We start from the raw sequence: 19,236 nt of genomic DNA on the forward strand, positions 1-19,236 counted from the left end.
CCAGCGATGCACTGCTGCGCAGCGACAATCCGGCCATGCCTGACATTGAACTGCCCCTGCGCGGCGACTACATCGAACTCGACAAACTGTTGAAGGCCACCGGCCTGGCCGACAGCGGTGGCCAGGCCCGCGCCCTGATCGCGGCGGGCGAGGTGAGGGTGGACGGCCAGGTGGAACTGCGCAAGACCGCGAAGATACGCGCGGGCCAGGTGGTGGTGTTTGCCGGCCAGACGGTGCGCGTGGTGGCACCGGTCTGATCCGGGCTCAGCGGTAACGATCCAGGATCTGGTCCAGCCGGCCGTCGGCGCGCAGTTGCCGCAGGGCCTGGTTGATGGGTTCCAGCGCGGCTGCTTCACGCGGCGAAACCGCGCAGCCCAGTTCGCTGCGGTCGATCTCCAGCACCTCGCGCAGCTCCGCTTCCGGGTGCCGTTTGATGTAGTGCTGCAGCGTCAGCCGGTCGGTCAGCGCGTAGCGCACACGGCCCAGCGCGAGGCGGCGCAGGTTGGTGTCGGCGTCCACGGTGTCCCGCCGGGCGAAGCGCTGCTGCAGCGGCTGCTCGATTTGTGGGTAGCGGTAGCCCAGCACGGTGCCCACGGGCTCATCGGCCAGCGCGGCCTTGGAGGACAGGGCCGGCGCGCCCTGGGTGGCGGCCACCACCTCGGCGGAGGTGATGAAGCGCACGGTCCACAACAGGTCGCCCTCCAGCCAGCCGGGTTGCACGTAGCAGTGCACATCGGCCTCGCCACGCATCAGCGCTGACATGGCCCGCTTGCTGGGCAGCGTGACGTACTGCAGCGGGCGCCCCAGGCGGGCGGCCATGGTTTCCGCCAGGTCTTTGAGCAAGCCGTCCACCGGGCGCTGGCCCTGCATGGCCAGCAGCGGCATGCCCTGGTTCGTGGGCACCACGTAGCGCAGGGGCTGTGGCGCTGCGGGTTGCGCCTGCGCAGCCGCGAGTGCCGTGACACCCGCGAGTGCCCAGCCCCAAGGCATCGCCCGCCGGGCCCAGTCGCCAAAGCGATGGGCATGGGCGACGGGCGAGCGCGGGGTCATGCCTGCAGCACGCCCAACAGCCGGTCCAGCCCGCCTTCATTGATGGCCACCATGGCCGCCGCGCGCACCTTGGGCTTGGCGTGGAAGGCCACGGACAAGCCGGCCGCGCCCATCATGGGCAGGTCGTTGCTGCCGTCACCCACGGCCATGGCTTGGTCCGGCGTGCAGCCGATGGCTTCGCAGCATTGCAGCAGCATGCGGCGCTTTTCCTCGCCATCGCAGATGTCGCCCCACGCTTGCATGACGACACGGCCGGTGAGGGCGCCGTCGGCAATCTCCAGCTCGTTGCTGCGCACGTAGTCCATGCCCAGTTCGGCCGCGACAAAGCGCGTGAAGAACGTGAAGCCACCGGACACCAGCACCAGGGTCAGGCCCGCCGCTTTCAGCGCCGCGCACAGCTCGCGCGCGCCGGGGTTGAAGGTCAGGCGTTCGGCCAGTACACGGTCCAGCACCGTGGCCGGCACGCCGGCGAGCAACGCCAAGCGGCGGCGCAGGCTGTCCCGGAAGTCGGTGATCTCGCCGCGCATGGCAGCCTCGGTGATGGCCGCCACTTCCTCGCCCTTGCCGGCGAGGGCCGCGATCTCGTCGATGCACTCGATGCTGATCAGCGTCGAGTCCATGTCGAAGGCGGCGAGCTTGAAGTGGGAGAGCGGCGGCAGCGTGACGCCGTCGCGCAGAACCAGACCGGAATCAGAGGTGGGGGCCACGGGAGCGAATGCAGGCGGAAGGAGTCAGGATTATCCCGGCCCGCTGCCGCCCGAGGCTTCGTGTCGCGTCAGGCTGTCTTGATCGGCTGCCCCAGCAACCGCAACACCTCCCGCACCACCTGCGCCCGGTCCTGCGGGCTGGACAGCGCCTTCTCGATGCGCAGCTTCTCGTTGCCCACCAGCTTGATGTTGCGGTTCTTCTGCACCAACTCGATGACGCGCATCGGGTCGATGGGCGGGTTGGGGCGGAAGTTGAGGTTGATGATGGCGGGCGACGCATCCACCTTGATGACGCCGTAGGGCTTGGCCAGCACGCGCAGGCGGTGCAGGTCGAACAGGTTCTGGCCCTGGCTCGGCAGCTTGCCGAAGCGGTCGGTGATCTCCTCCAGCATCGCGTCGATCTGCTCGGGCTTCTCGGCCGTGGCCAGGCGCTTGTAGAGCGAGAGGCGCACCTGCACGTCGCCGCAGTAGGCGTCGGGCAGCAGGGCGGGGGCGTGCAGGTTGATCTCGGTGTTGGTGGAGAAGGCACCGGTGGGGGAGAGCAGGTCGGGCTCGCGGCCTGACTTCAGCGCGCGCACGGCTTCGCTGAGCATGTCGTTGTAGAGCTGGAAGCCCACTTCCATCATGTTGCCGCTCTGGTTGTCGCCCAGCACCTCGCCGGCGCCGCGAATTTCCAGGTCGTGCATGGCGAGGTAGAAGCCCGAGCCCAGTTCCTCCATCGCCTGGATGGCGTCCAGCCGCTGCGTGGCCTGCTTGGTCAGGCCCTGGATGTCCGGCACCATCAAATAGGCATAGGCCTGGTGGTGGCTGCGGCCCACGCGGCCGCGCAGCTGGTGCAACTGGGCCAGGCCGAACTTGTCGGCGCGGCTGATGACGATGGTGTTGGCGCTCGGCACGTCGATGCCGGTCTCGATGATGGTGGAGCACAGCAACAGGTTGTGCTTGCCCTGCACGAACTCGCGCATGACCCGCTCCAGCTCGCGCTCGGGCATCTGGCCGTGGGCGACGACGATGCGGGCCTCGGGCAGCAGCTCTTCGAGCTTCTGGCGCCGGTTTTCGATGGTCTCGACCTCGTTGTGCAGGAAGTAGACCTGGCCGCCGCGCTTGAGTTCACGCAGCACCGCCTCGCGGATGGTGCCGCTGCTCTCGGCGCGCACGAAAGTCTTGATGGCCAGGCGCCGCTGCGGGGCGGTGGCAATGACCGACAGGTCACGCAGGCCTTCGAGCGCCATGCCGAGGGTTCGGGGGATGGGCGTGGCGGTCAGCGTGAGCACGTCCACCTCGGCGCGCATGGCCTTCATGGCCTCCTTGTGGCGCACACCGAACCGGTGCTCCTCGTCGATGACCAAGAGGCCCAGGCGGTTGAATTTGACCTCGGCGGACAGCAGCTTGTGCGTGCCGACGACGATGTCGATGGACCCGTCGGCGATGCCTTCCATGGCCGCCTTGATTTCCTTCGCCGAGCGGAAGCGGCTCATCTCCGCCACTTTCACCGGCCAGGCGCCAAAGCGGTCGGCGATGTTTTGGTAGTGCTGCTCCGCCAGCAGCGTGGTGGGCGCCAGGATGGCGACTTGCTTGCCGCCCATGACGGCCACAAACGCAGCGCGCAGCGCCACCTCGGTCTTGCCGAAGCCCACGTCGCCGCAGACCAGGCGGTCCATGGGCTTCGGCGAAATCATGTCCTGAATGACCGCGTGGATGGCGGCGCGCTGGTCCGGCGTTTCCTCAAACCCGAACGAGGCGGCAAAGGCCTCGTAGTCGTGCCCCGAGTAGCGGAAGGCGTGGCCCTCGCGGGCGGCGCGGCGGGCGTAGAGGTTCAGCAGCTCGGCCGCCGTGTCGCGCACTTGCTCGGCGGCCTTGCGCTTGGCCTTTTCCCATTGGCCTGAGCCCAGCTTGTGCAGCGGCGCTTCCTCCGGGCTTACGCCGGTGTAGCGGCCGATCAGGTGCAGTTGGGCCACCGGCACGTAGAGCGTGGCCTTGTCGGCGTACTCCAGGTGCAGGAACTCGCTCTTCTGCCCGTCGCCCAAATCGATGTTGACCAGGCCTTGATAGCGCCCGATGCCGTGGTTGATGTGCACGACCGGGTCGCCCACCTTCAGCTCCGACAGGTCCTTGATCAGCGCGTTGACATCGCTGACCTGCTCCTGCTTGCGGCGGCGGCGCGTGGTGGGCGTGGTCGCGAACAGCTCGGTCTCGGTGATGAGCTGGACAGGCCGCTCGGGGTCGACCCAAAAGAAGCCGCTGGCCAAGGGTGCGGCCGTGATCGCGTACTTCTCGCCGCCGTCCCAAAACTCGGCCAGGTCCTTGACGGAGGGGGGATTGATCTTGTGGTCGCGCAGCTGCTCCAGCAGGCTCTCGCGCCGGCCTTCGCTCTCGGCCACCAGCAGCACGCGGTGCGGGGTGCTTTGCAGATGGGCCTCCAGGCGCGCCAGCGGTTCCTGCACGCCGCGTTCCACGCTCACGTCGGGCAGCGGGCGGGCGAAGTCCACCGGCTCGGTGCCGCGCACCGACAGCACGGCGTGCGGTTTGGTCAGGCCGAAGAAGTCTTCGGCGGTCAGGAAGATTTCCGCCGGCGGCAGGATGGGCCGTTCCGGGTCGTGCTGCAGGAAGCGGTGGCGCTCCTTGGTGTCGGTCCAGAAACGCTGGATGGCGTCGTCCACCTCGCCGTGCAGGGCCAGGCCGGCCTCGGCGCCCAGGTAGTCGAACACGGTGGCGGTCTGCTCGAAGAAGATCGGCAGGTAGTACTCGATGCCGCCCGAGGCGATGCCTTCGCCGATGTCGCGGTAGATGCGCGACTTGCTCGGGTCGCCGTCCATCTTTTCGCGCCAGCGGTTGCGGAAGGCCTTGCGTGCGGCCTCGTCCATCGGGAACTCGCGGCCGGGCAGCAGGCGCACGTCGGGCACGGGGTAGAGGCTGCGCTGGCTGTCGGGGTCGAACACGCGGATGGAGTCCACCTCGTCGCCGAACAGGTCCACGCGGTAGGGCACGGCCGAACCCATCGGGAAGAGGTCGATCAAGCCGCCGCGCACCGCGTATTCGCCGGGCTGCACCACCTGGCTCACGTTCGTGTAGCCGGCCAGGGTCAGCTGGCTGCGCAGCGAGGCTTCGTCCAGGCGCTGTTTCTGCTTGAAGTTGAAGGTGGTGCCAGCCAGGAAGCTGGGCGGGGCCAAGCGGGCCAGCGCCGTGCTGGCAGGCATCAGCACCACGTCGATGGTCTTGCTCTTCTGGGCCTGCAGCAGTTCCCACAGCGTGGCCAGGCGCTCGGAGATCAGGTCCTGGTGGGGGCTGAAGCTGTCGTAGGGCAGGGTTTCCCAGTCGGGGAACACGGCCACCTTCAGCTCCGGCGCGAAAAACTTCAGCTCGTCTTCCAGCCGCTGCGTGTCGCCGGGCTCGGCGGTGAAGACGGCGGCGAGCCGGCCGGCGTCGCGTTGCTGCTGCACGAAGCGAGCCAGCAGCAGGGCGTCGGCCGAACCCAGGGGGCGCGGGTGGGTGAACTTCTTGCCGGGCTGGACGGCCGGCAGCGAGGGCAGCGTGGGGGCGGTCATGGGAACCTACAAACGACAACAGCCCCGAAGCGGGGCCTGCCGGAATTCTAGGGACGGCATGGCCTTTGGCTGCGGCGCAGGGACATCGCTAGCATGCGCGCCCCATCACGGAGATTTCATGCGCCGCCGCCACACCCTTCGCTTGATCGTGTCGTCCCTGGCTTTGACGCTCAGCCTGCCCGGCTGGGCCGCGTCTGCGGAAAGCCAGCGTTTCCATGCCTGGCTGGACGCCGAATGGGAGCTGACCCTGCAGCGCAACCCGGTGCTGGCCACCTCGCTGGGCGACGCGCGCTACAACGACCGCTGGGTGGACACCACCACGGCGGCTTACCGGGCCGAGGCTCGCCGCCTGCTGCGGGCACAGCTGAAAGCGCTCAAGGGCTTTCGCAAAGACCAGCTGGACGCCAAGGACCGCGTGTCGTACAGCATGTTGCTGGTCGACCTGGAGCAGGAGCTCGGGGGCGAGCGCTTCCCGGAGTGGATGCAGCCGCTGAGCCAGATCGGTGGCGTGCCCAGCTTCCTGGCCCAACTGGGCAGCGGGCAGTCGCTGCAACCCTTCAGCACCACCAAGGACTACGACGACTGGCTGCAGCGCCTGGCGCGCGCCGTGCCCACGCTGGACGGCACCGTGGCCAACCTGCGGGCCGGCCTGAAGGCGGGCGTGACGCAGCCCCGCCCGGTCATGGACAAGGTGGTGCCGCAACTGCAGGCGCTGGCCGTGAAAGATCCGGAGCAAAGCCTCTTCTGGGGCCCGATCAAGAACTTCCCGGATGCTGTGCCGGCTGCCGACCGCGAGCGCATCACCGCCGCCATGCGCCGGCTGCTGAGCGAGCAGGTGCTGCCCGCGTACGGTCGGCTGCTGGCCTTCGTGCGCGACGAGTACACGCCCCGCGCCCGCCGCACCACAGGCTGGGCCGCGCTGCCCGACGGCCAGGCCTGGTATGCCTACCGTGTGCGCCAAAACACGACGCTGCCCCTGTCGGCCGAGCAGATCCATGCCGTGGGCCTGAAAGAGGTGGCGCGCATCCTGGGTGAGATGGACGGCGTGCGCCGCCAGGTGGGCTTCAACGGCGACCTGAAGGCGTTTTTCCAGCGCCTGCAGGACGACCCGCGCTACTACTACGCCAAGCCGGAAGACCTGCTCAACGGCTACCGCGACCTCCAAAAGAAGATCAACGCGCTGACGCCCAAGCTGTTCGACATTCAGCCCAAGGCCGACTACGAGGTGCGCGAGGTGGAGGCCTTCCGTGCACAGAGCGCGGCAGGGGCTTCGTACGAGCAAGCGTCGGTGGACGGCTCACGGCCGGGCGTGTTCTACGTGAACACCTTCAACTTGAAGGCCCAGCCCATCTTCGGCATGGAGACGCTGTCGCTGCACGAGGCCTCGCCGGGCCACCACTTCCAGATCAGCATCGCGCAAGAAGACCAGGCGCTGCCCAAGTTCCGCCGCTTCGGCAGCCACTACACCGCGTACGTGGAAGGCTGGGCGCTGTACGCCGAAAGCCTGGGCAAGGAATTGGGCCTGTTCACCGACCCCTACCAGTGGTACGGCCGCCTGGCCGACGAGCAGCTGCGCGCCATGCGCCTGGTGGTGGACACCGGCCTGCACGCCAAGGGCTGGACCCGCGAGCAGGCCATCCGCTACATGCTGGACAACTCCTCCATGGCCGAGAGCGACGTGGTCTCGGAGGTGGAGCGCTACATCGTGTGGCCCGGCCAGGCGCTGGGCTACAAGATCGGCCAGTTGGAAATCACGAAGCTGCGTGCCGAAGCCGAGAAGGCGCTGGGCGCCAAGTTCGACATCAAGGGCTTCCACCGCGTTGTGCTGACGGCGGGCCAGGTGCCACTGCCGGTGCTGCGCGAGCTGGTGCAGGGCTGGGTGGCTCAGCGCCGCACGGGCGGCTGAGCCGGTGGGCCTGCGGCGAGGGGTGCGCCCCGCACCGCAGGCGTGGGCGCTCAGCCCTGGCCGCCGTCCAGCAGCGCGTCGCGCAGCGGGATGTCGGCCGGCGAGTCGCCGAACCAGATGCGCAGCACCAGGGTGAAGAACTCGTCGTCGCCCACGGGTTCACCTTGGGGCTGGCCCTGGATGTAGAACTGCGTGCCCTTGCCGGGCACAAAGTCCATGGCGAAGGTGTCGCCGGGCACCAGCTTGGGTTTGCCCGAGAAGATTTCGATCAGCCGCGTGGTGGACAGCGTGTGGCGCGTCAGCTGCGCGCTGGGCGTGTTGTCGCCAATGCCGCGCAGGAAGAGGCGGCCCAGCTCGGTGCCGGGCAGCTCGCGCAGCGCCGTGAACTGCAGGCGCTTCGGGCCGGGCAGGGCCAGCAGCTCGGCCGGGGTGGACACGCGCTTGGTGGTGTACAGACCCAGGTCATACGCCTTGAACACCAGCCGCACGCGCGTGCCCTTGCCGTTGAGTTGCAGAGTGCTGCCGCCCAGCTGGGCCGTGCGCTCGAACTTGGTGGACGTCGGGGCGGCCTGTGCGGCCGACACGGCGGTGAGGCCGAGAGTCAGGCTCAAGGTCAGGTGGGCTGCCAGCGTTGTCAGCGGGTGGCGTTGCGGCTTTGAAAACAAGGTCATGGCTCCTCCGGGTCGCATCTCTTCTCGCATCGGTGATGCGGCCGGCGCATTCTGCTAGGCCTGAAAACGGTTTCTGTCGCCGTTTCCGGTGGCTTTGCCCTCGTCAGCGGTGAATCTTGACCACGCGCACCGGCCGGCCCACGGCCTCGCGGGCGCGCAGTTGCCCGCAGCCGCCGTCCACGTCCTGCCCGGCGGAGTCGCGCAGCTTGGTGAGCACCCCGCGCTGGCTCAGCTCCGCGGCGATGGCCCGGGCCCGCTCCCAACTGGGGCGGCTGAAGGGCAGACCCTCGGCGCTGTTGAACGGAATCATGTTGAGCAGCCCATAGCGCCCCTTCAGCAGGCGCACGATGCCATCCAGTTCCTCCGGGCCATCGTTCACACCGTTCAGCAGCGTCCACTGGTACTGGATGGGGTAGCTACTCGCGCGGGCGTAGGCGTCGGCGGCGTCCACCAATGCCTCGGGCGCGATGCGTGGGGCGCGGGGCAGCAGGTCGGCGCGCTTGGCGGCATCCGTCGTGTGCAGGGACAGCGCCAGCGCCGGCTTCACCTCGGCGGCGTTCAGCGCCTCGAACGCGCGCTCGTCGCCCACCGTGGAGAACACCAGCTGCTTGTGGGCCAGTCCCCCCTCGCGACCCAGCAACTGAATCGCCTCCAGCACATTGGCCAGGTTGTGCGACGGTTCGCCCATGCCCATGAACACCACTTTCTTCAGCTTGGGGTTCTTGCGCCGCGCCATCACCACCTGGGCCACGATCTCGGCGCTGCCCACCTGGCGGATCAGGCCGTCCACGCCCGTCATGCAAAACCGGCAGCCCACCGCGCAGCCCACCTGGCTGGACACGCACACGCCGTCGCGCGGCAGCAGCACGGTTTCCACGGTCTGCCCGTCGGTCAGGCCCAGCAGCAGCCGGGCCGAGACGCCGTCACCGCCGGCATGTTCGCTGCGCAGGGTCACCAGCCCGTCGAGTTCCGCCATCAGGCCGGGCAGGGCCTCCCACACCGCCTTGGGCAGCCAGCCCTGCAGCGGCCGCTTGCCGCCTTCGAGGGGCAGGCATTGCACCCAGTGGCGCAGGACGCGGCTTTCGTGGTCGGGGTTGGCGCCCAGCGCGCGCAGGCGCTGGCGGAGGTCAGGGATCAGCATGCGTGGATCAGGGGAGTCGGCACAAAGCCTGCCAGGGCGGGTAGTCGTCTTGGCGTGGAAACCGGGTGCGGTAGTAGCAGTCCCAGTAGCTTGTGGCTCGACGCCGCAGGCGGTCCACGAGTGCAGGATTGTCTGCGCAGAAGGACGACAGGGCGCCACTGTCCAGCATGTCCCAGCCGTCCAGGATGGCCTCGCCAATCTCCAGCACGTACTCGCCCAGGGGCGCCAGCACGTAGGGCAGCGTCCAGCTTGGCTGACCGGCAAGCAGCTTGCGCACGCACGACTCGCGGTAGTAGCCATCGTGATGCCGGCTGCCCAACGCCAGCACCAGGTCTGCGTGCTCACGCTGAACGTTGTCGCAGCCCCATGAGTCCACCAGCTTTCTTCGGTTCAGGTTGATTCGCCTGGGCAGCGTCAGCGCCTGACCCGCCACGCGGACGGTCTCGCCGGGTGTGAAGGTCAGTGCTTCATTGGCAAGCCAATGGCCGGCATACGAGGCAAACGCCTCCCGCCGCGATTCGGGAAAGGCGAGTGCCAGGGGCAGTGGCAGGTCGGAGGTGGGCATGGGTCTGGGAAGCAGGTGTGCGGCGATCCGTGTTGCGTGGCCGCGCAGGTGACATTGTCCGCAGCCTCGCCCGGCCTATGCTGGCCCATCACGTCCAACCCGGAGCCCTCCATGAGCCGACCCTCCCTCATCAGCCTCCAAGAATGGGCCGTTCGCTGCGACCTCGCCGCGCTGTACCGGCTGGCCGCGCTGCAAGGTTGGGACGATCTCATCTTCACCCACATCTCCGCCCGCGTGCCGGGGCCTGATCACCACTTCCTGATCAACCCCTACGGGATGATGTTCGAGGAAATCACGGCCAGCAGCCTGGTGAAGGTGGATGCCGACGGCCAGAAGGTGGTGCCCAGCGAGTACGACGTGAACCCCGCGGGGTTCATCATCCACAGCGCGGTGCACGAGGCGCGCGAGGACGCCCAGTTCGTGATGCACCTGCACACGGTGGCGGGCGTGGCGGTGAGCATCCAGCGCGAGGGCTTGCAGCCGCTGTCGCAGCACAGCCTGTTCCCGCTGGCCTCCCTGAGCTATCACGACTACGAGGGTGTCGCCCTCAACCCCGAAGAGAAGGCCCGCCTGGTGGCCGACCTGGGCGGCACCTCGCTGATGATGCTGCGCAACCATGGCCTGCTCACGCTGGGGCGCAGCGCGGCCGACACCTTCTTGAAGATGTTCATGCTGCAGCGGGCCTGCGAGATTCAGATTGCGGCGCAGGCCGGCGGTGGGGAGCTCATCCGCATTCCGGCGCCGATCCTTGCGGGCATTCGCGCGCAGAGCGACAAGGTCATGCGCGGCTCCGGCGCGTCGCTGGCGTGGCCCGGCCTGCTGCGGCGGTTGGCGCGCCAAAACCCCGGGCACGACGTCTGAGCGCGCAGACAATCGGGCGGATGACTTCCCCCCGTTTCTTCGCCCTGGTGCCCGCCGCGGGTGTGGGCGAGCGCTCCGGCGCGGGCATGCCCAAGCAATACGTGCCGATCGCCGGCCGGCCGATGCTGGCCCACACCCTCGCCGCACTGGCGGCCGTGCCACGCCTGACGCAGACCTTGGTGGTGCTGTCGCCCACCGACGACCGCTTCGACGCTGCGTTGCCGGGCCACACCGGCTGGGTGGCGCGCGTGGGCGGCGCCAGCCGCGCCGAGAGCGTGCTGGGCGGCCTGGCCGAGTTGCGCCGCCGGGGCGCGACGGACGACGACTGGGTGCTGGTGCACGACGCCGCGCGCTGCCTGCTGCAGCCGGCCTGGGTGGACGCGCTGATCGACGCCTGCCAGCACGACGCGGTGGGCGGCCTGCTGGCCCAGCCCGTGGCTGACACGTTGAAATCAGGCGACGCCGAGGGCCGCGTGACCGCCACGGTCGACCGCCGCGACAAGTGGGCCGCCCAGACGCCCCAGATGTTCCGGTTGGGCCTGGTCGAGCGAGCCTTGACCGCGATGGGCGCCGCCGCCACCGATGAAGCCAGCGCCGTCGAAGCCCTGGGCCTCGCGCCACAACTGGTGCGGGCGTCCATGGCCAACTTCAAGGTGACGTGGCCGGAGGACTTCGCGCTCGCCGAGCGCTGGCTTCACCAGGTGGGGCCGAGCAGCAAGTAGGCCGAGGTGTCCCCGCCCCGGGTGGTGCCCAAGGCCAGGAAGAACGGCCCGAAGCGTGTGTCCACGCTGAGGAAGCCGCTCGCGGCTTGCTTCCAACCCTCGCGCGGCAGGTTCGACAGCTTCAGCCCCGAGCCCGCGCCCACCGCGCCGGATTCCAGCGAGAAGCCCACGCGCACGGCGCCGCCCAGGCCCACGGGCATCTGGCCGATGCGCCGGGCCATGACGATGCGGGTCAGGGCCATGTTCTCGCCGGTGAGCGATGCGTCTGCCGTGCCAGACAGCCGCAGGTAGCCGCCCAGCGACCGGGTCTGGCCGCGCTCGGCGTGGGCGAATTCGCCGTAGAACTGGCCGGCCCATTCGCCCATGCGGAAAGCGGCCAGGCCGATCAGCGAGGCGTTGATGACGCGTGCCTCGCCGCGCGGCTGCAGCCACTCGATGCGGGCGGTGGTCCATTGCCCGCGGCTGGGGAAGGCGAGCGAGTCCAGCGAGTCGGTGTGCAGTTCCACGTACTGCTGCGCGTAGAGCTGGGAGCGGGTGCCGTTGGTGGGCGTCACGGGCAGCACCACTTCGTCACTCGCGCGCAGCCGACCCACGCCCATGCGCAGGTCGCCCAGGCCGGCCACGCGGTGGCCGAGTTCCAGTTGGCCGCTGGTCAGGCTGCTGGCCAGGCGCAGGGCGCGTTGGCCCTGGTCGAACACATCGTTGCTGCCGGCGGTGTAGGCCAGCTTGGCGCTGGCAAACCAACGCGAACCCGGGCCCAGCGGTTGGTAGAACTCGGTGTTCAAGCCGCGGCTGGAGCCGATGCGGCCCACGCTGCGCAACTCGCCACCCCAGGCATTGAGCCAGTTGGCCACGTGCATGGCCACGAGCGAGTAGCTGCTGGCTTCGGCGAAGTTGCTGTACAGCTCCAGGCCGAGGCGCAGGCGGCTGGCGGCCCAGTCGGCCTCGGTCACTTTGAACTCCACGTGGCGTTGGCCGTCGCGGTCGTCCACCTCGGTCTCGATCCGCTCGAAGTCGCCCAGCCCGTCCAGCCGTTCCACGGCGCGGGCCAGTTCCACCCGGCCGATGGGTTGGCCGGCGGGCAGGGCCAGCTCGGCCGCCAGCGCGTCAGCGCGCGTGCGTTGCGTGCCGACAAAGTGCAGTTCGCCCAGCGGCACTGCGGCCTGGGCCGATTCCGGCAGGCCGAGGCGGCGAGCCTGCAGGGCCTGCGCGTGCTGCGGCCGGGCCAGGGCCTGAAGTCGCTCCACCGCCGCAAGGGCTGCGCGCCGGCCGGTGGCCATGGCCTCGTCGGCGCGTTGAAAGTCCATGAAGCCCATGCCGGGCAGGTCGGGGTCGATGACGATGTCCTGCGGCCGCAGCTCGGACAGCGAGCGCTGCACGTTCTGCTCGGTCAGGATCTGCAGCATCTGGTTGGCCACGGTCACGGCGCTGGTGATCTCGCGGTCTTCCAGCAGCGGCGTGCCCACGTTGACGGCGATCACGATGTCCGCCCCCAGTTGGCGGGCGAGGTCCACCGGCAGGTTGCGCACCAGGCCGCCGTCCACCCGGGGCCGGCCGTTGATGCGCAGCGGCGCAAACACGCCGGGCACGGCCATGGAGGCGCGCAGGGCCTCGAACAGCGGGGTGTCGGCCTGGTCGAGCATGGCGCCCGACAGCAAATCGGTGGCGACGGCGCGGAAGGGCAGGGGCAGCTGGCGCAGCGGGTCGTCCGCCCGCGTGGCCGGCAGCAGGGACGACAGCGTGGCCTCCAGCTGTCCGTTGCCGGCGGCACCGCCGGGCAGCATGGCGCCACGGGTGAAATTGAAGCCGAACTCGATGCGCGAGGGCAGGCGTTCGTCGTCCTCGCGGCGGCGGATGGCGAGGCGGTCACGCGCCGGGCGGTCGGCCAGGATGGCGTTCCAGTTGGCGCTTTTCACCAGCGATTCCAGTTCGTCAACGCTGCGGCCCGACGCGTACGCGCCGCCCACCACCGCGCCCATGCTGGTGCCCACGATCAAGTCCACCGGCACCTGCAGTTCTTCCAACACGCGCAGCACGCCAATGTGGGCCAAGCCCCGCGCGCCGCCCCCGGACAGCACGAGTCCGATCTTGGGCCGATCCGGCGGTTGGGCCGTGGCGACGGCAGGACACACGCCGGCCGCCACTGCGGCGACGACGAGCAGGACTTTGGACAGCAAACAGGGCAGGGCGCGGCGCATGGCGCGGCACCATAGCAGGGCTGCAGCGGCCGTCCGGGTCAGCGCAGGCCGAATTCGGTCAGTTCGCCCTGACGGCGCAGGCGCTGTACGGCTTGCTGCAGTCGGGTCAGCAGTTCGGCCTCTGAGCCGAGGTGGCAGGCCAGATAGATTTCCACCCGCTGCAGCACCAGCGCGGGCCGCACGGCGGCGCCACCGGCCGCGTCCAGCGTGGGTTGGGCGCTGAGTTCGCTGGCCACCCAGACGTCGGCCCGACCCGCCTGCAGCATGCGCAGTGCCCCCAGCGGGTTGTTGGCTTCGTAGGGCGCCAGGCCTTGCTGGCGCAAGGCGCTGGCCATGGCGGAGTCGCGCTGGGTCACCAATTGCCGGCCGCGCAGGTCGCTGGCGTCCTTCAGCGGGCGGGTGTCGTCGGCGCGCACGTAGGCCACCACCGAGCCACCGCCCACGGGCCCGACCCAGGCAAAACTGGCCTCGCGCTCGGGCGTTCGGATCATGCCCACCAGGCAGTGGTTGGGTGTGGCCGCACCGGTGGCCAGGGCGCGCGGGATGGGCAGTGATTGCACGTTGAGCGTGATGCCGCTGACCCCGCCCATGCGCTGGATGAGCGTCATGCCCTTGCCGCTGAGGCTGTCGTCAGCGCCCACCTCGAACAGGCCGGGGTTGGGGTAGACGACCAGATGCAACTCACCGGCCGCGTGGGCCACGCCCGCCGCGGCCAGCCCTACCGCCCAGACCACCCACAACAGCCACCCGGTTCTCGCCATGAAGGAGCCCGCGCTGAAATCGTTGCCAGAGCCTAACCTTTGCGCCGCGTTTCGTCTCGGCATCCGACAATGACGGGATGAATTTCTTGCACGCTTTGCGGATGGGTGAGGGTTGGGACACCCATCAACTGGTCACGGGCCGCCCGTTGGTGTTGGGGGGCGTCACCATTCCCCACAGCCACGGTTTGCTGGGCCACTCCGACGCCGACGCCCTGGCCCATGCCATCACCGATGCCTTGCTGGGCGCGGCCGCGCTGGGCGACATCGGCAAGCTGTTTCCTGACACCGCCGTCGAGTTCAAGGGGGCAGATTCGATGGTGTTGCTGGCCGAGGCGTACCGCCAGGTGCAGGCGGCGGGTTGGCAACTGGCGAACCTGGACAGCACCATCGTCGCCCAGGCGCCCAAGATGGCCCCGCACATCCCGGCCATGCGCGTGCGGCTGGCCGAGGTGTTGGGCGTGTCGCCAGACCGCGTCAACGTCAAAGCCAAGACGGCCGAAAAGATGGGGCCGGTGGGCGAGGGCCGAGCCATCGAGGCCCGTGCGGTGTGTTTGCTGGTTGCGGCGTCCGCTGCTGGCTGACCCTCGCCAGCGCACGGCAGCGTTGATGGGCTGCTGATTGACCGTCAGCGCAGGCCGAAGGCGGCGAGCTCGCCGTCGCGGCGCATGTGCTCCAGCGCCGCATTGAGCCGCTCCACCACACCTGAGGGCGTGGCCGGGTGGCAGCCCATGGGCAGGTCGACGCGGCCGAACGTGTAGAGCGCCTTGGGCAGTGTCCCCGGCCAACCGCGCATCGCGTACTGGGTGGCCAATTCGTTGCCCACCCAGTAGTCCACCCGCTCGGCGGCCAGCATGCGCAGGCCGATGCCGGTTTCATTGACTTCGTAGGCGTTGAGGCCTTGCTCCTTGACCCAGGCGGCCGGCACCGAGTCGCGCAGCACGGCCAGGCGCGCCCCGCGCAGATCGGCGGCGCTACGCACCTGGCGGGGGTCGGCCGCGCGTGCGAACACGGCCATGGCGCTGCTGGCCCAGGGCACGGTCCATCGGAACTGGCTTTCCCGGTCGGGCGTTCGCGGCACCGCCACGGCGCAGATGCCCGGCTGCAGCTGCGCCATTTGCAGTGCGCGGGCGATGGGCACCACCTGCTGGGTCATGCGGACTTGGCTGAGCGATTGCAGCCGGTCGAGCATGGTTGCTCCGGGGCCGGTGAGTTGCCCGTCCGTCACCTCGAAAAGGCCGGCATTCGGATACACCAGCATGTGCACCGTCATCGGCTCGCTCCGGGCCGTGACACCAAGACTGAGCAGCACCAGAAGCGACAGCAGCGAGGCAGGGCGCATGGCCCCGGAGGTTAGCTCAGGCGGCCTGCAGCTTCAGCACGGTGAGCAGCCCGCCGGACTCGGCGTTGTTGATGGACAGCGTGCCGCCCAGGCGCTGCACCGACTTCTCCACGATGGCCAGGCCCAGTCCGGCGCCGCTGGCGGCCGTGCGGGCGGCGTCACCGCGGTAGAACGGCGTGGTCAGGCGCTGCAGGCGGTCCGGAGGGACGCCGGGGCCGTGATCGCGGACCTGCAATTCCACCCAGGCGCCCTGGCGCGTGGCGCTGACGTCCACCAGGGCCGGCTCGCCCGGCTCGTGGCCGTAGCGGCGCGCGTTTTCGAACAGGTTCAGCAGTACGCGGCCCAGTTCCGTGTCGTCCACAAACACCTTGAAGGCCTCGCTGACCTGCACTCGGAAGCGGATTTGGTCGGGGTCGCGGAAGCCCTGCACCTCGCGCTCGACGATGTCCAGCAGCCGGGCTTCGCGCAGCTGCGTCTCGTTGGGGCGCGCGTAGTCCATGAACTTGCTGATGATGGCGTCCAGCTGGTCGATGTCGGCCGCCATGAAGTAGCGGGCCTGTTCGTCGGCCACGCTCATTTCGGTTTCCAGGCGCAGACGGGCCAGCGGCGTGCGCAGGTCGTGCGAAATGCCGGCCAGCATCACCGCGCGGTCTTCTTCCAGCTTGGCCAGTTCGCGGGCCATGCGGTTGAAGCCCATGTTGACCTCGCGGATCTCGCTGGTCATGGTGGTTTCGTCCAGGCGGGAGTCGTATTCGCCTTCACGGATGCGCCCGGCCGCCTCGGCCAGCTCGCGCAGCGGTTGGTTGATGAGCCGTGCAATCAGCGCCGAGCCCACCACGGTGGCCAGCAGGGCGATCAACACCCACCACCAGTTGCTGGTGAGGGCCACCGACAGTGGGGCCGGACTGGTCTTCAGCCAGAAGGCGTCTTCGCCCACCACGTACCGCACCCAGAGCCCGGGCGCTTCGTTCACGCTGCGCGCGACGACGGTGTCCGGCCCCAGCGCTTTCTGCAGTTCTGCAGCCAACTGCTGGCCAAAGGCGCTGCTGTCGTAGGGCAACCAGCGGTCGGTGTTCTCGGCCACCCGCACCTGCACCGTGTCGCCGCGTGTCATGGAGCTGATGACGGCCACGCGGTTGATCGGGTCGGTGTGCTCCAGCGCAATGCGGCTGAGCTTGACCAGCCCGGCGAGCTGTTCCGCGGCCTCCAGCGCCCGGGGCTGGGCTTCCAGCCGCTTGAAGGTGTACTGCCAGGACAGCACCGCACCCGCCAGCAACAGGGCCAGCCAGGTGAAGGTGCGCCAGAAAAGATTGAGCGCCAGGTGCGGGCGGCGGCGGCGTGCCATGCCCTAGGTGTTTTCGTCGGGCACGAACACGTAGCCCACGCCCCAAACGGTTTGGATGTAGCGCGGTTGGGCCGGGTCGGCTTCCAGCATCTTGCGCAGGCGCGAGATCTGCACGTCCAGGCTGCGGTCGAAAGGCTCGAACTCGCGGCCACGGGCCAGCTGGGCCAGCTTGTCACGGCTGAGTGGCTGGCGCGGATGGCGCACCAGGGTCTTGAGCATGGAGAACTCGCCGGTGGTGAGCGGCAGTTGCTCGCCGTTCTTGGTCAGCCGGCGCAGCGCCAGGTCGAATTCGAACGGGCCGAAGGTGACCGTCATCGGCTCCTTGCTGGGCGCGCCCGGGGCTTCGGGCGGCGGGCGGCGGCGCAGCACCGCGTTGATGCGGGCCAGCAGTTCGCGCGGGTTGAACGGCTTGGCGAGGTAGTCGTCGGCGCCGACCTCCAGGCCGACGATGCGGTCCACATCTTCCACCTTGGCGGTGAGCATGATGATGGGCGTGCTGTCGTTGGCGGCGCGCAGGCGGCGGCAGATGGTCAGGCCGTCTTCGCCGGGCAGCATGAGGTCCAGCACGATGAGGTCCACGGTCTCGCGGGTCAGCTGCTTGTTGAGTGCGCGGCTGTCCTCGGCGAGCAGCACCTCGAAGCCTTCCTGCGTCAGGTAGCGGCGCAGCAGGTCGCGGATGCGGGCGTCGTCATCGACGACAAGAATGCGGTTGGGACGGGGTGTCGCGCTGGTGCTCATCGCGGTTCCTGAATTTGTAACAGCGGCATTGTGAGCAGGTTTTGACACCTTCGCATGTAGGACAGCACGAAGGCGTTACAGCTCGTTGCCAAGTCGCCCAGGTAAGCTGACCGTTTCGACTTCCCCTTCAAGCAGGCAGCCCATGCATCGACTCCTGGCCCTTCCAGTTTTGACCTTGGCGGCCGCCGCCTACGCAGCTGAGGTGCCGCACGAGCGCATCAGCCTGTCGGCCAGTGCCAGCGTGGAGGTGACGCGGGATGTGCTGGGGGTCAGCCTGGCCACCAGCCGCGAAGGCACCGATGCCGGCGCTGTGCAAGCCGGGCTCAAGCAGGCGCTGGAGGCGGCGCTGGCTGAAGCGCGCAAAGTGGCCCGACCCGGTCAGGTGGACGTGCAGACGGGCAGCTTCTCGCTCAACCCGCGGTACGACCCCAAAACCGGCCGCATGAACGGCTGGCAAGGCAGTGCGGAGTTGCAGCTGGAAGGGCGTGACGCCGCGACGATTGCCCAGCTCACGGCGCGCATCACGACGCTGACGATTGCCCGCACGGGGTATTCGCTGTCTCGCGAGGCCCGCGAGAAGGCGGAAGGCGAGGTCACTGCCCAGGCGATTGCCCGCTACCGCGCCAAGGCCGCCGACTACGCCAAGCAGTTCGGCTACGGCGGCTACGTGGTGGGCGAGGTCAGCATCAGCGGCGACGAGGCCGTGGCGGCCGCGCCGATGCTGATGAAAGCCGCGCGCATGGGCGTTGCGGAAGAGGCGCTGCCCACGGCCGCTGGCCGGGCCACCGTCACGGTCACCGTGAACGGCAGCGTGCAGCTGACGCGGGACGCGGTCGGCCGCTAGTCAAGGGCCCAGTCAGGCTCTGCTTCAGGTGCAGCGCCCGGCGGACGCGGTCAGACGGCCGTCCAGCCGCCGTCCATGGACCAGGCCTGGCCGCGCACGTTGTGGGCGGCGTCCGAGCACAGGAACACCGTCAGCGCGCCCAGTTCCTCCGGCGTGGTGAATTGCAGCGACGGCTGCTTCTCGGCCAGCAAGCGGCGCTTGGCTTCGTCGTTGCTCACGCCCTCACGGGCGGCCAGGGCGTCCACCTGCTTTTGCACCAGCGGCGTCAGCACCCAGCCCGGGCAGACGGCGTTCACCGTGACGGGCGAGGTGGCGGTTTCCAGCGCCACGCTCTTGGTGAATCCCACCAGGCCATGCTTGGCGGCAACGTAGGCCGACTTTTGCGCCGACGCCACCAGGCCGTGCACCGATGCGATATTCACGATGCGGCCCCAGCCACGCTCCAGCATGCCGGGCAGCGCCAGGCGCGTGGTGTGGAAGGCGGAGCTGAGGTTGATGGCGATGATTGCGTCCCAGCGCTCCACCGGGAAGTCTTGCACCGGCGCCACGTGCTGGATGCCGGCGTTGTTCACCAGGATGTCCACGCCACCGAACTCGGCGTTCGCATAGGCCATCAGCGCGGCGATGTCGTCGGGCTTGCTCATGTCAGCGCCGTGGTAGCCCACCTTCACGCCGCAGGCGGCCACTTCGGCCTTCGGCCCTTCGGCGTCACCAAAGCCATTCAGGATCAGGTTGGCACCTTGCCGTGCCAGGGCCAGGGCCACGCCCAGACCGATGCCGCTGGTGGAGCCCGTGACGAGGGCGGTCTTGCCTTTCAACATGCAGGTGTCCTTCTATGATGAA

18 protein-coding genes are annotated in these 19,236 nt (G+C 69.0%); 6 read left to right on the plus strand and 12 right to left on the minus strand.

The genetic code is table 11. The annotated features are described in order from the left end of the window. Nucleotides 1-35: 35 nt before the first annotated feature. Nucleotides 36-257: an RNA-binding S4 domain-containing protein gene (locus ACG01O_RS05460; protein ID WP_394382088.1), complete on the plus strand. Its 222-nt coding sequence runs from the start codon at nucleotides 36-38 to the stop codon at nucleotides 255-257. Between the two features lie 7 nt (nucleotides 258-264). On the opposite strand, the gene ACG01O_RS05465 is transcribed toward ACG01O_RS05460, so the two are convergent. The 3 genes from ACG01O_RS05465 to mfd all read right to left on the minus strand — a co-directional run bounded on the left by ACG01O_RS05465 (nucleotide 265) and on the right by mfd (nucleotide 5,302). Further along, nucleotides 265-1,050: a substrate-binding periplasmic protein gene (locus ACG01O_RS05465; RefSeq protein WP_394382090.1), complete on the minus strand. Its 786-nt coding sequence runs from the start codon at nucleotides 1,048-1,050 to the stop codon at nucleotides 265-267. Then, the gene (gene serB, locus ACG01O_RS05470) at nucleotides 1,047-1,757 is read right to left on the minus strand and encodes a phosphoserine phosphatase SerB (protein WP_394382091.1); all 711 of its coding nucleotides are present in this window, start codon (nucleotides 1,755-1,757) and stop codon (nucleotides 1,047-1,049) included. Before serB ends, ACG01O_RS05465 begins: the two co-directional genes overlap by 4 nt. 68 nt (nucleotides 1,758-1,825) lie before the next feature. After that, nucleotides 1,826-5,302, minus strand: a complete 3,477-nt coding sequence (gene mfd, locus ACG01O_RS05475; protein ID WP_394382093.1) for a transcription-repair coupling factor — start codon at nucleotides 5,300-5,302, stop codon at nucleotides 1,826-1,828. Between the two features lie 118 nt (nucleotides 5,303-5,420). Between mfd and ACG01O_RS05480 the strand changes: the two genes are divergently transcribed. Then, a complete protein-coding gene (locus ACG01O_RS05480; RefSeq protein ID WP_394382095.1) occupies nucleotides 5,421-7,208 on the plus strand; it encodes a DUF885 domain-containing protein in 1,788 nt (595 codons plus the stop codon). Nucleotides 7,209-7,258: 50 nt separating this feature from the next. Here the strand turns inward: ACG01O_RS05480 and ACG01O_RS05485 are convergent, their stop codons facing one another. The 3 genes from ACG01O_RS05485 to ACG01O_RS05495 form a co-directional block, all read right to left on the minus strand. Further along, nucleotides 7,259-7,879: a chalcone isomerase family protein gene (locus tag ACG01O_RS05485; protein WP_394382096.1), complete on the minus strand. Its 621-nt coding sequence runs from the start codon at nucleotides 7,877-7,879 to the stop codon at nucleotides 7,259-7,261. A gap of 103 nt (nucleotides 7,880-7,982) precedes the next feature. Then, the gene (locus tag ACG01O_RS05490) at nucleotides 7,983-9,020 is read right to left on the minus strand and encodes an RNA methyltransferase (RefSeq protein WP_394382098.1); all 1,038 of its coding nucleotides are present in this window, start codon (nucleotides 9,018-9,020) and stop codon (nucleotides 7,983-7,985) included. 7 nt (nucleotides 9,021-9,027) lie between these two features. Continuing rightward, nucleotides 9,028-9,585 carry a hypothetical protein gene (locus ACG01O_RS05495; protein WP_394382100.1) on the minus strand — a complete coding sequence of 186 codons (558 nt, stop codon included), beginning with the start codon at nucleotides 9,583-9,585 and terminating at the stop codon, nucleotides 9,028-9,030. Nucleotides 9,586-9,696: 111 nt separating this feature from the next. Between ACG01O_RS05495 and ACG01O_RS05500 the strand changes: the two genes are divergently transcribed. Both ACG01O_RS05500 and ispD read left to right on the plus strand, forming a co-directional pair. After that, on the plus strand, nucleotides 9,697-10,446 hold the full coding sequence (locus tag ACG01O_RS05500) for a class II aldolase/adducin family protein (protein ID WP_394382101.1): 750 nt from the start codon (nucleotides 9,697-9,699) through the stop codon (nucleotides 10,444-10,446). 20 nt (nucleotides 10,447-10,466) lie between these two features. Continuing rightward, nucleotides 10,467-11,168, plus strand: a complete 702-nt coding sequence (gene ispD, locus ACG01O_RS05505; protein WP_394382103.1) for a 2-C-methyl-D-erythritol 4-phosphate cytidylyltransferase — start codon at nucleotides 10,467-10,469, stop codon at nucleotides 11,166-11,168. On the opposite strand, the gene ACG01O_RS05510 is transcribed toward ispD, so the two are convergent. Together ACG01O_RS05510 and ACG01O_RS05515 are read right to left on the minus strand one after the other, a co-directional pair. Then, nucleotides 11,141-13,366 (minus strand): patatin-like phospholipase family protein, encoded by a 2,226-nt coding sequence (locus ACG01O_RS05510; RefSeq protein ID WP_394382105.1) that lies wholly within the window; start codon nucleotides 13,364-13,366, stop codon nucleotides 11,141-11,143. The genes ispD and ACG01O_RS05510 overlap by 28 nt on opposite strands. Before the next feature lie 38 nt (nucleotides 13,367-13,404). Beyond that, complete coding sequence (locus tag ACG01O_RS05515; protein WP_394382106.1) at nucleotides 13,405-14,127, minus strand: substrate-binding periplasmic protein; 723 nt, start codon at nucleotides 14,125-14,127, stop codon at nucleotides 13,405-13,407. Between the two features lie 77 nt (nucleotides 14,128-14,204). On the opposite strand from ACG01O_RS05515, the gene ispF reads away from it, so the two are divergent. Further along, nucleotides 14,205-14,708 carry a 2-C-methyl-D-erythritol 2,4-cyclodiphosphate synthase gene (gene ispF, locus ACG01O_RS05520; RefSeq protein WP_394382108.1) on the plus strand — a complete coding sequence of 168 codons (504 nt, stop codon included), beginning with the start codon at nucleotides 14,205-14,207 and terminating at the stop codon, nucleotides 14,706-14,708. A gap of 44 nt (nucleotides 14,709-14,752) precedes the next feature. On the opposite strand, the gene ACG01O_RS05525 is transcribed toward ispF, so the two are convergent. Genes ACG01O_RS05525 through ompR form a run of 3 tightly spaced genes read right to left on the minus strand, consistent with a single transcriptional unit; the run spans nucleotide 14,753 to nucleotide 17,549 of the window. Next, a complete protein-coding gene (locus ACG01O_RS05525; RefSeq protein WP_394382110.1) occupies nucleotides 14,753-15,466 on the minus strand; it encodes a substrate-binding periplasmic protein in 714 nt (237 codons plus the stop codon). Between the two features lie 16 nt (nucleotides 15,467-15,482). After that, the gene (locus tag ACG01O_RS05530; protein WP_394382111.1) at nucleotides 15,483-16,811 is read right to left on the minus strand and encodes an ATP-binding protein; all 1,329 of its coding nucleotides are present in this window, start codon (nucleotides 16,809-16,811) and stop codon (nucleotides 15,483-15,485) included. A 3-nt stretch (nucleotides 16,812-16,814) separates the two neighbouring features. Continuing rightward, nucleotides 16,815-17,549 (minus strand): osmolarity response regulator transcription factor OmpR, encoded by a 735-nt coding sequence (gene ompR, locus ACG01O_RS05535; protein ID WP_394382112.1) that lies wholly within the window; start codon nucleotides 17,547-17,549, stop codon nucleotides 16,815-16,817. A 142-nt stretch (nucleotides 17,550-17,691) separates the two neighbouring features. Between ompR and ACG01O_RS05540 the strand changes: the two genes are divergently transcribed. Beyond that, a complete protein-coding gene (locus ACG01O_RS05540; protein ID WP_394382114.1) occupies nucleotides 17,692-18,393 on the plus strand; it encodes an SIMPL domain-containing protein in 702 nt (233 codons plus the stop codon). A gap of 50 nt (nucleotides 18,394-18,443) precedes the next feature. Here the strand turns inward: ACG01O_RS05540 and ACG01O_RS05545 are convergent, their stop codons facing one another. After that, a complete protein-coding gene (locus ACG01O_RS05545) occupies nucleotides 18,444-19,214 on the minus strand; it encodes a 3-hydroxybutyrate dehydrogenase (protein WP_394382116.1) in 771 nt (256 codons plus the stop codon). Nucleotides 19,215-19,236 lie beyond the last annotated feature (22 nt).

Source organism: Pelomonas baiyunensis (assembly GCF_043555935.1).
Classification (GTDB): Bacteria; Pseudomonadota; Gammaproteobacteria; order Burkholderiales; family Burkholderiaceae_C; genus Pelomonas; species Pelomonas baiyunensis.